This window comes from Bradyrhizobium sp. UFLA05-109 (assembly GCF_054185165.1).
On sequence record NZ_JBBIAR010000036.1, the window covers coordinates 17388 to 30788 of the forward strand.

The following is a 13401-nucleotide window of genomic DNA, read 5'->3' on the forward strand; positions in this document are numbered from 1 at the left end:
GGTAACCCTCAGTCTTCGCAAAAACTCCCGACGGTGGTTATGGGTCCTGGCTTTCGCCAGGACGACACCGGAGAAGCACGTCGGCATCACGCGCCGATAGGCGCTAAATCCCTGCCACCGAAATCCACAGATCCGCGAGCTTGCGGCGCAGCGCCTTCATCCGCGTCTGCGGCTCGGGCTTGTCCTCGTCCTCCGGCAGGCGCAGGCCGACCACATTGACGCGGCCGCCGGAGATGCTGCGGGCGACCAGCACGATCTCGTCGAGCGCGAGCTCGGCGCCTTCCTTTGGCGCCCGGTCGAGATGGACGTCGAAATAATCGGCGAGTGTCAGCTTGCCCTCGTCCTCGCTCACCTTGACGCCGTAGATCTCGGCGAGCTCAGCCAGCGTATGCTCGCCGGAGACCATGAAGTCGCCAAGCAGATGCGGGTCGGGCGCGGTGCTCGGCTGCATGTCGACGAAGAAACGGTCGAGCGACTCGGCCTTTTCCGGTGGCGCCAGCAGGTAGATGTAGTCGCCGGGCGCGATCGGGTCGGCTTCCATGGGCGTCAAAATGTTCTCGTTGCGGATGACGAGCGTCGGCTTCGACCAGGACGGGATCAGGCCGCGGCGGAAATACAGGCTCTTGGGCCGCACGGCATAGCCGACGAGCTGCTGCTCCAGCTGCCCGGGCAGGTCCAATTCCACACGGCGCGGGCCGCGTTCGCTGCGCGGCAGCGCGACATGCAGCTTGCGCGCCGCCGGCGCCAGCGTCCAGCCTTGCAACAGCAGCGAGATGATGACGACCACGAAGGCGACGTCGAAATAGAGATAGGCTTTTGACAGCCCGACCAGCATCGGGATCGACGCCAGGAAGATCGCGACCGCACCGCGTAAGCCCGTCCAGGCGATGAAGACCTTTTCCCGCCAGTTGAAGCGGAACGGTGCAAGGCACAGGAACACCGCGAGCGGCCGCGCAATCAGCATCAGGACGAGCGCAACGCCGATCGCGGGCACGGCGCTGGAGCCGAGCCGCTGCGGCGAGACGAGCAGGCCGAGCAGCACGAACATCACGATCTGTGCGAGCCAGGTCGCGGCGTCCAGGAACGTCACCACGGAATTATGTGCACGGGTCGGCCGGTTGCCGATGATGATGCCGGCGAGATAGACCGCGAGGAACCCCGAGGCGTGCATGATCTGCGAGCCGCCGAAGATGACGAGCGCCGCCGTCGTCACGAACGGCGCATGCAGGCCCTGCGGCAGCGCCACCTGATTGAGCGCGATCACCACCAGCCGCCCGCCGATCACGCCGACGATCGCGCCCAGAACGGCCTCTTGGATGAACTCCATGAAGACGTGGCCCGGCGAGCTCGACCCCAGCGAGATGTATTCGACCAGCATGAGGGTGAGGAAGATCGCGAAGGGATCGTTGGTGCCGGATTCCGCCTCCAGCGTCGCGCCGACCCGCGGACGCAGGCGCAGGCCCTGCGTATGCACCAGCAGGAACACCGCAGCAGCATCGGTCGAAGCGACGACGGCGCCGACCAGCAGCGACTCTGTCCAGTTGAGATCGAGCGCGTATTTTGCGAACGGCGCGGTGATCAGCGCGGTCAGCAGTACGCCGACGGTCGCGAGCACCACGGACGGGGCCAACACCGTGCGGATGCTCTGGAAGCGCGTGCGCAGGCCGCCGTCGAACAGGATCAGGGCCAGCGCCACCGAGCCGACCAGATAGGTCGTCCGCACGTCGTTGAACTGGAGCTGCCCGGGGCCGGAATCGCCGGCCAGCATGCCGATACCAAGGAAGACCAGCAGCAGGGGCGCCCCGAAGCGCAACGCGAGCAAGCTCGACAGGATGCCCGCCATCACCAAAACGGCGCCGAGCAGGATCGCGATGCTGACCGAGTCGAGGGACGCCATGTGGTGCTGCTGGTCACTCCAAAAAGCTGACGAGATTCAGGTTGAGGAGCCACCGGCCTCGCACTCCCTCGCCCCGCTCGCGGGGAGAGGGTGGGGTGAGGGGGAGTCTCCGCAAGGACGGTGACGGATGGACTCGCGGAAGCTCCCCCTCACCCGGATCGCATCTTGCGATGCGATCCGACCTCTCCCCGCAAGCGGGGCGAGGTGAAAGCCAGAAATCATCCTGCACTGCATCCTTATCGTCGCCACACTTGCCCGCCAACCCATTTCTGCCACTCGCGGCAATCTGCCCTTAATTTTGCGGCCTTAACTCATGTGACCTGCCGGTATATCGATGGTCCGGCCGCGCCCTTTGTGGGATTCTGCCGCTGCCTCGAATCAAATCCTCTCGATCTGCCTCCAACGAACCCGCGCGATAGACACAGACCTCAAAGAGACACAGACCTCAAAGAGACATGGACCTCAAAGACCTCATGGAGTTCTTGCAGACGACGGCGCGCAGCGTCGGCGCCGAGATCACCTCGCCCTGGTTCTACCTGCAATTCGGCCTGGTGCTGGGAGCGGCCGGCATCGCCTGGGCCTCCGAGGCCGCCATCCGCAACCGCATCGACATGACGTCGCTCGCGATGCGCTGGCCGCTGCCGCTGCGCCACTTCATTCGCGTGCTGGTCGGCAGCACCTCGACGGCGGTCTTCACCTTCCTGGTCATCGTCGAGCGCTTCGTGATGTACCACTCGACCTGGCCGAGCCGCAGCTATCTCCTGATGGTCGCTGCAAAGCTCGGCCTCGCCTGGCTCGTGATACGGCTTGTGACCTCGGTGTTGCGCAACGCCTTCATCGTCAAGCTGGTGTCGGTCGCGGCGTGGTTCGTCGCGGCCCTTTCCATCATCGGCCAGTTGGACGCGACGGTCGATCTGCTCGATTCCTTCGGGATCGTGCTCGGTGGATTGCGACTGACGCCGCTTTTGTTGATCAAGGCCGGCGCGCTCCTGATCATCGCGCTCTGGCTCACGAACATCGCCAGCAATTTCGCCGAGAGCCGGATCAACTCAACGGCCGACCTGACGCCGTCCGTGCAGGTGCTGCTGATCAAGATCATCCGCATCGGGCTGTTGTCGGTAGCGATCATCATCGCGCTCGACGCCGTCGGCATCAACCTGTCGGCGCTCGCGGTATTCTCGGGCGCGGTCGGCGTCGGTATCGGTATCGGCCTTCAGAAGATCGTCGCGAACTTCATCTCCGGCATCATCCTGCTCGCGGACAAGTCGGTGAAGCCAGGCGACCTCGTCACCATCGGTGACAATACCGGCCGCATCAGCGCGATGAAGACCCGCTATATTTCAGTTGCCGCCGGCGACGGCCGCGAATTCCTGGTGCCGAACGAGGATCTGGTGACGCAGAAGGTCGTCAACTGGACCTACACCGACAAGAACACGCTGGTGAAGATCGCTTTCGGCACCAATTACGACGCCGATCCGCGGCTCGTCTGCAAGCTCGCCGCCGAAACCGCTACCGCCCATCCGCGCGCGCAAAAGGGCAAGCCACCGAACTGCATCCTGACCGAATTCGCGGAGGCCGGGATGAAGTTCTCGCTGACCTTCTGGATCGCGGACCCCGACGGCATGGACAACGTCAAGAGCGACGTGATGCTGGCGCTGTGGGACGCCTTCAAGCGCGAGGGCATCCGGGTTCCCTACCCTGTGCGGGAAATCCGGGTCCGCGGCGGCGCGCTGCCGGTCGAAACCACCGTAGAAGTCCCGAGTTGAGCCCGCTTTTGGCCGCGAGGCCGCCAAGCTTGGCTTGCATGAAGGCCAGCGATCATTAAATTAGGACCAGAAATCAAACGCTTCCGCCGAAAAGAATACCTTTCATGAGCTACGTCGAAGCCACCGACACTTCCTTGCGCAAAACCGGACAGATCAAGCTGCATGGCGCGAATGCGTTCGCCGGCATGCGCAAGGCAGGCGCGCTGGTGGCCAAGTGTCTCGATGAACTCACCGACATCGTCGGCCCGGGCGTCCCAACCTCGCGCATCGACGAGTTCGTCCGCGAGTTCGCCTTCAGCCATGGCGCCTATCCGGCGACGCTGATGTATCGCGGCTATCGTTACTCGACCTGCACCTCGCTCAATCACGTGGTCTGCCACGGCATGCCCGGGGACCGGCCGCTGAAGGAAGGCGACATCGTCAACATCGACGTCACCTTCATCGTCGACGGCTGGTATGGCGACTCCAGCCGGATGTATGCGATCGGCCCGATCGCGCGCAAGGCCGAGCGGCTGATCGAAGTGACCTATGAGGCGATGATGCGCGGCATCGCTGCCGTAAAGCCCGGCGCCACCACCGGCGACATCGGCCACGCCATCCAGAGCTTCGTCGAGCCACAGGGCATGAGCGTGGTGCGCGATTTCTGCGGCCATGGTCTCGGCCGCATGTTCCACGACGAGCCGAACATCATCCATATCGGCCGGCCCGGCGAAGGCGTGCAGCTCAAGCCCGGCATGTTCTTCACCATCGAGCCGATGATCAATCTCGGCAAGCCGCATGTGAAGATCCTCTCCGACGGCTGGACCGCAGTGACCCGCGACCGCTCGCTGTCGGCGCAGTTCGAGCACTCCGTTGGCGTCACCGCCACCGGTGTCGAGATTTTCACGCTGTCCGAGCGGCACGGCGAGAAGCAGATCGGCTGACCTGTCGCGACCGCTTCCATCGCGCCACCTATCATCGGCGGAATGACGACGGCGGCCGCTTGTACGTCGCCGCAAAAGCATCGTTGAAGCGCCGAACGCTGCCGAAGCCGGCCGCAAACGCAATCTCCGCCAAATTCATGTCGGTCTGATCGATCAGGCGCTTGGCTTCCTGCACGCGGCGCGTTGCTGCAATCTCGCTTGGGCTCGCGCCGGCATGACGCATGAACAGGCGCAGAAGATGGCGCGGCCCGACGCCAAGGGCTTCCGCAAGCTGCGTCATCGACGCCCCATCGAGAAAGCCGTCATTGATCAGGCGCATCCCGCGCGCAACGGTGGTGGCGGTTCCCATCCAGGCCGGCGAGCCGGGCGCCGTTTCCGGCCGGCAGCGCAGGCACGGACGAAAGCCGGCCCGCTCGGCGGCGGCGGCGGTCGCATAGAAGGTGACGTTCTTGGAGCGCGCCGGACGAACCGGGCAGACCGGCCGGCAGTAGATGCGCGTCGAACGAACGCCGGAAAAGAACAGGCCGTCGAAGGCGCGGGCGCGCGCCAGCCGTGCCCGATCGCAGGTCTCCCAGTCGAGATGAGGTGGCAGCGTTTGCCGCTGCGCCAACGTCTTCGCCATGGTGCAATCATAGTTTCGACAGAGCTCGCCGAGTAGCTGAAATCGGACTCGATCGGGCGATGAGGTCCGAATTCAGCCAGCCTGCACTGCGGCTTCGGGATCATGGTGCCGACAGATCCCGGAGCAGACCGCATGAACACGCAGGCGCAACAAACAACGTCAGGACAGACCACACTCGCGTTCGAGATCGGGCTCCTGCTGCTTCTCTCCCTGATCTGGGGCAGCTCGTTCACGCTGATCAAGGTCGCGATCCCCGGGATTCCGCCATTCACGATGGTTGCCGCGCGCGTGACGATCGCGGCCATCCTTCTGGTCCTGATCGCTCGCGCGCAGGGGCACGCCCTTCCCAGCCAGGGATCGGTGTGGGCGGCTTTCGTCGTGCAAGGGCTGCTGCAAAGCGCAGCTCCCTTCACCCTGATCAGTTGGGGCGAGATGCATATCGCGAGCGGCCTTGCCGGCGTGCTCAATGCGACCCCGCCGATGTTCGTGCTGGCGATCGCACTGATGACGGGGCGCGGGCGACAGGCGATCAGCGGCCAGAAGATCATCGGCGCCGGTCTCGGCCTTGCGGGCGTCACCGTGACGATGGGCATCGATGCGCTGTCCGGGTTCGGCACCGCGGCGCCGCTGGCCCAGATGGCCGTGCTCGGCGCGAGCCTCTGCTACGCGCTCGCGCCGCTATGGGGCCAGCGGTTCTCGAACCTTCCCGCAATCGTCACGGCAGCCGGGGCCATGAGCTGCGCCGCAATCCTGATGCTGCCCGCGGCCGCGATCCTTGAACGACCCTGGACGCTGGCGCCGCCACCGGCGCAGGCGATCGTCGCGGTGATCGTGCTCGCGGTCGTCTGCACGGCCTTGGCGATGGTGATCTATTTCCACCTGATCCACACAATCGGCCCGCTCGGCACGACCAGCGGAAGTTACCTGCGCGCAGGCTTCGCGGTGGCGCTTGGCACCGCATGGCTCGGCGAGCGCTTTACCTGGTCCATTGTTGCCGCAATGGCGCTCATTCTCGCCGGCGTGGTTGCCGTCACGGTGCCCCTGCCGGCGCGAAACGCTAAGAAACCTCCGGGCTGATTATCGCCATCTTCAAAGCCTGATCTTGCCATTCCGTTCGCCGATGACGATCTGTCGCCAGAGCAACAGGAGAGATTTGGTGAGCACGTCGACGCGCCGCGGCTTTCTCGGATTTGTATCGGCCAGTGCCGCCGGCCTGCTGCAAACCCCCGCTCAGGCGGCGTCCGAGCCCGCCGCGGCCTCGGATGAGCCCACCTGCATCCTGACCCCGCAGGCAGAGGAAGGGCCGTTCTACGCCGATCCAAAGCTCCTGCGCACGGACATCACCGAGGGTAAGCAAGGCATTCCCCTCACGCTGCGGCTGCGTGTGATCGAGGCCGGGCCCTGCACGGCGATCAGGGGCGCGAGGGTCGACATCTGGCACTGCGACGCAAGGGGCCTCTATTCGGCGTTTCCGGGCCAGAGCGATAGCCACAACGTCGACGCGACCGGCCAAACGTTCTTGCGCGGCACTCAAGCGACTGACTACGCCGGCTGGGTCACGTTCAACACGATCTATCCCGGCTGGTATGACGGCCGTACCACGCATATCCATTTCAAGGTTTTCCTCGACCAGAAGAACGTGCTGACCGGACAGACCTACCTGCCCGATGCGCTGAACGAGTTCATCTACACCAACGTTCCCGCCTACAAGGACCGCGCGCGGCAACGCACGATCATCAACGTCAACGACATGGTGATCGAGCGCTCCGACCCCGAGCATCGCGCCTTCTGCGCAGTGAAGGAGGAGCGAGACCGTTACGTGGCGAGCTTGATGCTCGGCGTCGACCGCCGCGTTGACGCGACGGTCGGGCGCGCCGGCCCGCCACCGCCGCCACCCGGTTCGCGCGGCGGACCTCCGCCGGGACCGCCGCCCGCGGGCGGGCCGATGTTCGGCCGTCAGATCAAGGACCGGCTTGCCGCGCTGGTGCCGGGACTGAAGCAAGGCCGCTGAATCTGAGCGCATCTGGCTTCTCGGCGATTACGAACACCGCGAGGCACAGGGCTCCCATGACGAACGTGACCACGTTCAGCACGTCCTTCATGGGAGACCCCGATGCATTTCCCGCTTCGCGGGACCGCAATGGTCTCAACGCTCCAGCCATTCGGGCTTGCTTGAGCCGCGCGGCACAAGCACCGTCCGGAAGGAGCCGGGTGTCTTCGACAAGACCACCTGGTCGGTCATCCCCTGATAGGTTCCCAGCGGCGTCTCCGCCGTGAACAGATCCGGAGGAACGTTCGCGTGCTCGTCGGAAGATCCGGCAGTCGCCTTGGCGTACGCCTTGTCGAATATGCCAAGTGAAAACAGCCACAGCACGGTTCGCGTCAGGGAAACAGTGACCCGGTAGCTGCCGCCTTCGACGGCTCGTCGGCGCAGTGCCGCGAGGACGCCGACTGTGCCGAGCCAGCCCACGACATTATCGACGATGGGGATGATGGGCGGCGATTTGGGTTGTGCGAGCGTGCCTTCGATGGCGAACAGGCCCGTAACAGCTGCACCGATTTCATCGAAGCCGGGACGATCCTTCCACGGGCCCTTGTCGCCGTGGAGCAGGACCTGGGCATGAATCAGGCCAGGCTTCTGCGCGGCGAGCGTTTCGGCATCGAGGCCATGGTGCTCAAGATAGCCGGGGCGCTTGTTGGCAAAGAAGATGTCGGCATCCTTCAGCAACTCATCGAATTTCGCGCGATCTTCCTTGGATTGATCCAGAATGGTTTGTCGCATCCCGACTTGCACGTCCCACGCAAAGGCCTCGATCTCGCTGTCGCCAGGCCGCCAGATGTTGAGGACATCGGCGCCGTATTGGGCGAGATCTCTGCCTATGGCAGCTCCGGCGATCACATGCCCCATTCCGAAGGCGCGAATGCCATCAAGCGGGCTCTTTCCATCCTTCGTGAAGGGGATCGGTTCGGAATCGCCGATCTTCTCAACGCTGATCAGCGGCATTCGGGAAAGCACGTCCGTGTACTGGGGCTCCTTCCGGAATTCCTCGAAGCTGCGCACCTTCGCAAAGACGGTCCCGGTCTCTGCGCCGGCGTTCTCCAGATCATCCGCCCGCCACCCGCGAATGGCCTGTTGCACGGCTTCACTGCTTACGCTGCACTTGAGCAGATCGAGCGCGCGGGCGTTCAGCTTGGGATAGATGTTCAGGGCCACGATGTGGCGCCCGTCCTTCGTTTCGCGAAACAGCGGGATTGCGAAGAACGGGTTGAGCGGATCTTCGCCCATTGCAGGGCGACGTCCATTGATGGTTTCCCACTTCAGGTCGAAAAAGCCCGAGAAACGCTTGAGCGCCTTGCGGACATCCACCGCAATGTCCTGTCCTTCGCCCGTGCGGGATTGCCAAACCGCCGCGGCGGCCGTCGCTTTGGCAGCAAGGGCGATCGCAGCGATCGTGCCAAACCGAAACGGGCTCGGAATGATCGGGTCGCGGCCGTAGAAAGTGAGTTTGCCGCCGCTGTCTGCGGCCGATAATCCAACGTCCTTCAGGACGTCATTGACTGAGCCGTGAAGGTCGAAATCGGAGCTGGTCGCCGGCTTGGCGAGCTTCGATACAATGGTCTCGGTGAGCAGATCCGGCTTGAGCTCTTCTGCCGCCTGGATGGTCGTCGCGATATTCATTTGCAAGTTCCTTTTCGGTTGGAGGATGTGGGTATCCTCTTTGCTGTCGCAGTTGCCCTGTCCCGCAGCGCCTTGGCTGGCCTCGCTCCATGATGATCGTCATTCAATTATTTGACCCACGTGTGCCTTCGTCGCGAGTAAAGCCCGGCAAATCGCGCCAAATTGCTGCGAAGGAGAAGCGCGGAAGCACGCACGTCGGGTCAGACAAGACGAACCGATCCGCCGCGGCGAGCCGTCCTGCAATTGATGGTTGCAAAATCGCGGTTCCGCGGCGATGCTGCGCGCGCGATGCCCGCCAAGTCGAGCGATCCAAAGCCCGAACCGTCAGATTCGCCGCACTACCACGGCCATCGCGAGCGGCTGCGCGAGCGTTTTTACAGCGCCGGTGCGGATGCGCTGAGCGACTATGAACTGCTGGAGATGGCGCTATTTCCTGCGCTGCCGCGGCGGGACACAAAACCGCTTGCGAAGACGCTGATCAAGACCTTTGGCTCGTTCGCCGAGGTCATCCACGCGCCGGTGGCGCGGCTGCGCGAGGTCGAGGGCGTGGGCGAGGCCGCGATCAACCAGCTCAAGCTGATTGCGGCAGCGGCAAGTCGCGTGACCAAAGGCGAGGTCAAGAGCCGCAACGCGCTGTCGTCCTGGAACGAGGTGATCGACTATTGCCGCTCGAGCATGGCGTTCGCCGACAAGGAGCAGTTTCGGCTGCTATTCCTCGACAAGCGCAACCAGCTCATTGCGGATGAGGTGCAGCAGACTGGCACCGTCGACCACACCCCGGTCTATCCGCGCGAGGTCATCAAGCGCGCGCTCGAATTATCGGCGACCGCGTTGATCCTGGTGCACAACCACCCGAGCGGCGACCCGACGCCCTCGCAGGCCGACATCCAGATGACGAAAGCGATCATCGACATCGCCAAGCCGATGGGAATCGCCGTGCATGACCACATCATCGTCGGAAAGAATGGCCATGCGAGCCTGAAGGGGATGCGGCTGATCTGAGGAGCTGTTGACGCGATCCTAATGCGCCAGTGCGCCGCGTTGCTCCCATGGTCCGGGATTGAGCACCGCGCCGTTGATCTTGCCGGCGGCGTCTCTGACGAAGGCGATCCTCGTATGATCGCCGCTCTCGACCTGGAATTCGTCCTTCGCGCGGGCCGCCACCGGCACAGTCTCGCCCCTGTCGAAATCAAGGATCGACCAGCTGCCTGTTGCTTTCACGACGAGCTTGCCGTCCGCAACGCTCGTTTGAAGCTGCACACTGCGCAGCGGGACCGCCTCGCGGGCAAAGGCGACAAACAGCGGATCGTTCTGCCCCTGCCTGACGATTCTGAGCTTGATGGTCGTGTTGACCGGACCTGCAATCCGGCCAAGCGCCGCTTCCAGCGTCAGCCCCCTCGTCGACGTGTCGCCGATCGCCGTGATGAGATCACCCGCCATGACGCCAGCCCTCGCGGCAGGACCTGCGTCGACCGGTTTGATCACTCTCAGGCCGCCGGTCTCAGCGACAACGGACTCAAGGCCGGTCCAGCCGATACCGTCGGCGACCAGGATCTGTCTGTCCAGCGAACTTGAGGACCCTCCGAAAACGTAGCGTCCGACATATTCGGTGAGAGCGGTAGCGCTCAATGGCGCCGGCGCTATCGGCGCGGGGACTTCAGGAACTTTCAACGCCGCATAAGGCAGGCGACGGATCGCGTTGAAAAAGAAACCGTTGTCCCTGTACTGCACCCGCTGCATCATCATGATAAGGATCAGCTTTTGAACCGGGTCGACCGAGAAAAACGTGCCCCAGCTTCCCTGCCAGTTGAAGCTGCCGACCGCGCCGGGGATAAAGCTGAAATCCGGGTTGGTGCGAATGGCAAAGCCGAGCCCCCAACCCGTTCCATAGGCCGGTCCGGCTTCGTGTCCGGCGAAGTGGATGTCGGATGGCATCGAATTCGTCATCATCAGCCGGACCGTTTCCGGTGCCAAAATTCGCGCGCCGTCAAGCTCGCCGCCGTTGAGCAGCATCTGGCAGAAGCGCAGGAAGTCGGGGACCGTCGAAACGATTCCTCCGCCGCCGGAAAAGAACGTTTGCGGCTTGCCGACATCGCCATCAGAAAGCGGCGGGGGTTGCGCGCCCGGCACAGCGACGAGACGGTTGAGTTTGTCCTCCGGCACAGAGAAGCCGGTGTCGACCATGCGGAGCGGCGCGAATAGGCGGGTTTGCAGAAACTGGTCGAAAGTCTGGCCCGACGCGACCTCAATGACGCGACCGAGAACATCGTAACCCAGCGAATATTCCCAGACTTCGCCCGGCTGATGCAGCAGTGGCAGGCTGCCAAGACCGGCGACGAAAGGAGCGATCGGCTTGTCGCGCCGGAAGGGTGCTCGCGCGCCGTAAAGCAGATGTACCGCCGCATTGCCAAATCCGGCATCGGCGAAATCCCCCATGCCATAGACGAGACCGGACGTATTGCGCAGCAGGTCGCGGATGGTCATCGCGCGCTTCGCCGGTTCAAAGTCCTGCCGCGCAAGATCCATCATGATCGGATCCCCGGTGGCCGGATCCTTCTTGACGACCCGCATCATACCCGTGAGCTCCGGCAAATATTGCGCCACGGGGGCGTCAAGTTCGAGCTTGCCGTCATCGACCAAGATCATGGTGGCGACGCTGGTGATCTGTTTCGACATCGAGCCGATGCGAAAGATCGAATCCGGCCGCATCGGAATTTTCTTGTCGTGGTCCGCAAAGCCGATGGGCTGCAAATAAGCGAGTTTGCCGCCGCGGGCGACCGCCACGACAAAACCGGAGGGATCGCCGTTTTTGGTCTGCGCCTCGAACCAGGAGGTCATGCGCGCCAGTCGCCGCGCCGAAAAGCCTGTCAAGTTGGGATCGCCGACGGTCTGCAAATCGTCAGCAAGCGCCGCACCCGCTAGACAGAGTGCGAGCGCGGCCGTGCATGATGCCTGGATGATTTTCATTGGGGACCTCAGCGAGACAAAGCCTCGCTGAATCTGCCCCATATTCGTGGTTCCCTCTCGCCAAATCCTGAAATTCGACTGGTCAGATTCTCAGATCGGCTTGGCAATTCCCGAACTGGCGCTCGTTTTCGGCGGCCTCGATGTATTGCTAGCCATGGCCAGCTGCCGGAATTCGGTCGGGGTCAGGCCGGTGGCGGCCTTGAAGGCGCGGTTGAATGTCCCAATCGACTGGAATCCGGTGTCCATGGCGATCGTCAAGACCGGCACTTCCTTCTGCTCGGGGTCGCCCAAGGCCACCTTGGCCTCCTCGATCCGGTAACGGTTGAGGAACGCATTGAAGTTGCGATGACCGAGCCCCTCATTGATCAGTTGCCGCAGCCGGTATTCCGGCACAGCGAGTTCGGCGGACAGCGCGCCGATGGTCAGCGCCTCGCGCCGATAGGCCCTTTCGACCACCATCAGCTTCTCCAGCCGGCGCAACAAGGCCGGCTCGATCACGGGCCTGTTTTGCGCTTCTGATACTTGGGCAGGTACGGCGCCGATGATTTCAGCCGCCGTGCGCAACCTGGCGCCTTCGGGCCCGCCGGCGGCCCGCAAGAGATTCCATGCGGCAAGGCTTGCCAGGGTGCAAACGCCGAAGGCGCCGGCAACACTCGCGATCGATGACCCGGAAGCCAGTTCCGTCGGAGAAACATTCAGGAACGACATGATGGCGATATAGGCGGACGTTCCGATCAGGACGGCCAGCCGCAGCCGCCGTCGTCCTTCCACCATGTCCGCCCGCCAGGTCGCGAGCGTCTGCACGACGGCCAGTAGACCCAGGCCAACAGAGGCAAGCAGCACCGCGCGGTCGAGCCCCTGTCCGGGCACGGGCCAATCGACGATCCCGCCGGCGACCAGCAGTTCAGTACCGGCCATCGCTGCCCACAAGGCGCCGTGCCAATTCCGGAGTACGAAGTCGTCATCGAACGCCGCCCGCGCCCATAGCCAGAAGATCACCGGGCCACCGGAGGCCAGCGCGAGCAGAATCAAGCTCCACAATTGCCACACCCTCGGGAAAGTCGGCGCCGAACGGATCACGGACGCCGCGGCGGCGACCGCCAGCGCGGCACCGAGGCACGCGACCACGCCGTCACGGCGATCCCGCAGCGCCACGGCCGCGAGCAGCAAGAACAACCCGACCGCCGCGCCGCGCAGACCGAGATCGATAGACAAGAGTCCGCTGCCGTCCACGATCGGGATCACTCCGGATGGTTTGTTCGATGCATCGCCATACGCCGTGCCCAATTCCCGGACGACAATTACCTGACATGTTGCACATGAGCGTTCGATCCGCCAACCGGTCGATCGCGTTGCGCCCATTCTCGTGCGCAAAATGCCGACTCGCGATCTACTCGGACATCCTCATTTCCGCTGTTTCAAGAAGCCGGGTCATGCAGAGCCGATGATGGCCTATCCCATGCGCTGCTACAAATGAAATTGCTTCCGCTACTGGCCCATCTCGGAGCTTGCTCGATGAGCTTCGAGTGTCTGCTGTTGGGCCAGAG

11 protein-coding genes are annotated in these 13401 nt (G+C 63.6%); 6 read left to right on the forward strand and 5 right to left on the reverse strand.

Annotated features, from left to right (window positions below; all coding sequences use genetic code 11):
* Nucleotides 1-103: 103 nt before the first annotated feature.
* On the reverse strand, nucleotides 104-1897 hold the full coding sequence (locus tag Q3C01_RS25140; RefSeq protein ID WP_458147984.1) for a potassium/proton antiporter: 1794 nt from the start codon (nucleotides 1895-1897) through the stop codon (nucleotides 104-106).
* A gap of 455 nt (nucleotides 1898-2352) precedes the next feature.
* Between Q3C01_RS25140 and Q3C01_RS25145 the strand changes: the two genes are divergently transcribed.
* Nucleotides 2353-3663, forward strand: a complete 1311-nt coding sequence (locus tag Q3C01_RS25145; RefSeq protein WP_458147985.1) for a mechanosensitive ion channel family protein — start codon at nucleotides 2353-2355, stop codon at nucleotides 3661-3663.
* 104 nt (nucleotides 3664-3767) lie between these two features.
* Nucleotides 3768-4586, forward strand: coding sequence for a type I methionyl aminopeptidase (gene map, locus Q3C01_RS25150; RefSeq protein WP_458147986.1), 819 nt, complete (start codon nucleotides 3768-3770; stop codon nucleotides 4584-4586).
* Between the two features lie 31 nt (nucleotides 4587-4617).
* Here map and Q3C01_RS25155 read toward each other — a convergent pair whose 3' ends face one another.
* Complete coding sequence (locus tag Q3C01_RS25155) at nucleotides 4618-5208, reverse strand: bifunctional transcriptional activator/DNA repair enzyme AdaA (protein ID WP_458147987.1); 591 nt, start codon at nucleotides 5206-5208, stop codon at nucleotides 4618-4620.
* A gap of 132 nt (nucleotides 5209-5340) precedes the next feature.
* Between Q3C01_RS25155 and Q3C01_RS25160 the strand changes: the two genes are divergently transcribed.
* Together Q3C01_RS25160 and Q3C01_RS25165 are read left to right on the forward strand one after the other, a co-directional pair.
* Nucleotides 5341-6285 carry a DMT family transporter gene (locus Q3C01_RS25160; RefSeq protein WP_458147988.1) on the forward strand — a complete coding sequence of 315 codons (945 nt, stop codon included), beginning with the start codon at nucleotides 5341-5343 and terminating at the stop codon, nucleotides 6283-6285.
* Nucleotides 6286-6364: 79 nt separating this feature from the next.
* Nucleotides 6365-7219, forward strand: a complete 855-nt coding sequence (locus tag Q3C01_RS25165) for an intradiol ring-cleavage dioxygenase (protein ID WP_458147989.1) — start codon at nucleotides 6365-6367, stop codon at nucleotides 7217-7219.
* 135 nt (nucleotides 7220-7354) lie between these two features.
* Here the strand turns inward: Q3C01_RS25165 and Q3C01_RS25170 are convergent, their stop codons facing one another.
* Nucleotides 7355-8575, reverse strand: coding sequence for a CoA transferase (locus Q3C01_RS25170; RefSeq protein ID WP_458147990.1), 1221 nt, complete (start codon nucleotides 8573-8575; stop codon nucleotides 7355-7357).
* Nucleotides 8576-8773: 198 nt separating this feature from the next.
* Here Q3C01_RS25170 and Q3C01_RS25175 point away from each other — a divergent pair, with 198 nt between their 5' ends.
* Together Q3C01_RS25175 and radC are read left to right on the forward strand one after the other, a co-directional pair.
* Nucleotides 8774-8980 carry a hypothetical protein gene (locus Q3C01_RS25175; RefSeq protein WP_458147991.1) on the forward strand — a complete coding sequence of 69 codons (207 nt, stop codon included), beginning with the start codon at nucleotides 8774-8776 and terminating at the stop codon, nucleotides 8978-8980.
* A 195-nt stretch (nucleotides 8981-9175) separates the two neighbouring features.
* Nucleotides 9176-9889 carry a RadC family protein gene (radC, locus tag Q3C01_RS25180; protein ID WP_458148050.1) on the forward strand — a complete coding sequence of 238 codons (714 nt, stop codon included), beginning with the start codon at nucleotides 9176-9178 and terminating at the stop codon, nucleotides 9887-9889.
* Between the two features lie 18 nt (nucleotides 9890-9907).
* Here the strand turns inward: radC and Q3C01_RS25185 are convergent, their stop codons facing one another.
* On the reverse strand, nucleotides 9908-11854 hold the full coding sequence (locus Q3C01_RS25185) for a serine hydrolase (protein ID WP_458147992.1): 1947 nt from the start codon (nucleotides 11852-11854) through the stop codon (nucleotides 9908-9910).
* Between the two features lie 90 nt (nucleotides 11855-11944).
* Nucleotides 11945-13216, reverse strand: a complete 1272-nt coding sequence (locus tag Q3C01_RS25190; protein ID WP_458147993.1) for a helix-turn-helix domain-containing protein — start codon at nucleotides 13214-13216, stop codon at nucleotides 11945-11947.
* Nucleotides 13217-13401 lie beyond the last annotated feature (185 nt).

Excerpts from the sequence above, each read along its gene's own strand:
- Q3C01_RS25160 (WP_458147988.1), top strand. The coding sequence starts at position 5,341 with ATGAACACGCAGGCGCAACAAACAACGTCAGGACAGACCACACTCGCG.
- Q3C01_RS25190 (WP_458147993.1), bottom strand. The coding sequence starts at position 13,216 with ATGGGCGCAACGCGATCGACCGGTTGGCGGATCGAACGCTCATGTGCA.
- Q3C01_RS25155 (WP_458147987.1), bottom strand. The coding sequence starts at position 5,208 with ATGGCGAAGACGTTGGCGCAGCGGCAAACGCTGCCACCTCATCTCGAC.
- Q3C01_RS25185 (WP_458147992.1), bottom strand. The coding sequence starts at position 11,854 with ATGAAAATCATCCAGGCATCATGCACGGCCGCGCTCGCACTCTGTCTA.
- Q3C01_RS25140 (WP_458147984.1), bottom strand. The coding sequence starts at position 1,897 with ATGGCGTCCCTCGACTCGGTCAGCATCGCGATCCTGCTCGGCGCCGTT.
- Q3C01_RS25145 (WP_458147985.1), top strand. The coding sequence starts at position 2,353 with ATGGACCTCAAAGACCTCATGGAGTTCTTGCAGACGACGGCGCGCAGC.
- radC (WP_458148050.1), top strand. The coding sequence starts at position 9,176 with ATGCCCGCCAAGTCGAGCGATCCAAAGCCCGAACCGTCAGATTCGCCG.
- map (WP_458147986.1), top strand. The coding sequence starts at position 3,768 with ATGAGCTACGTCGAAGCCACCGACACTTCCTTGCGCAAAACCGGACAG.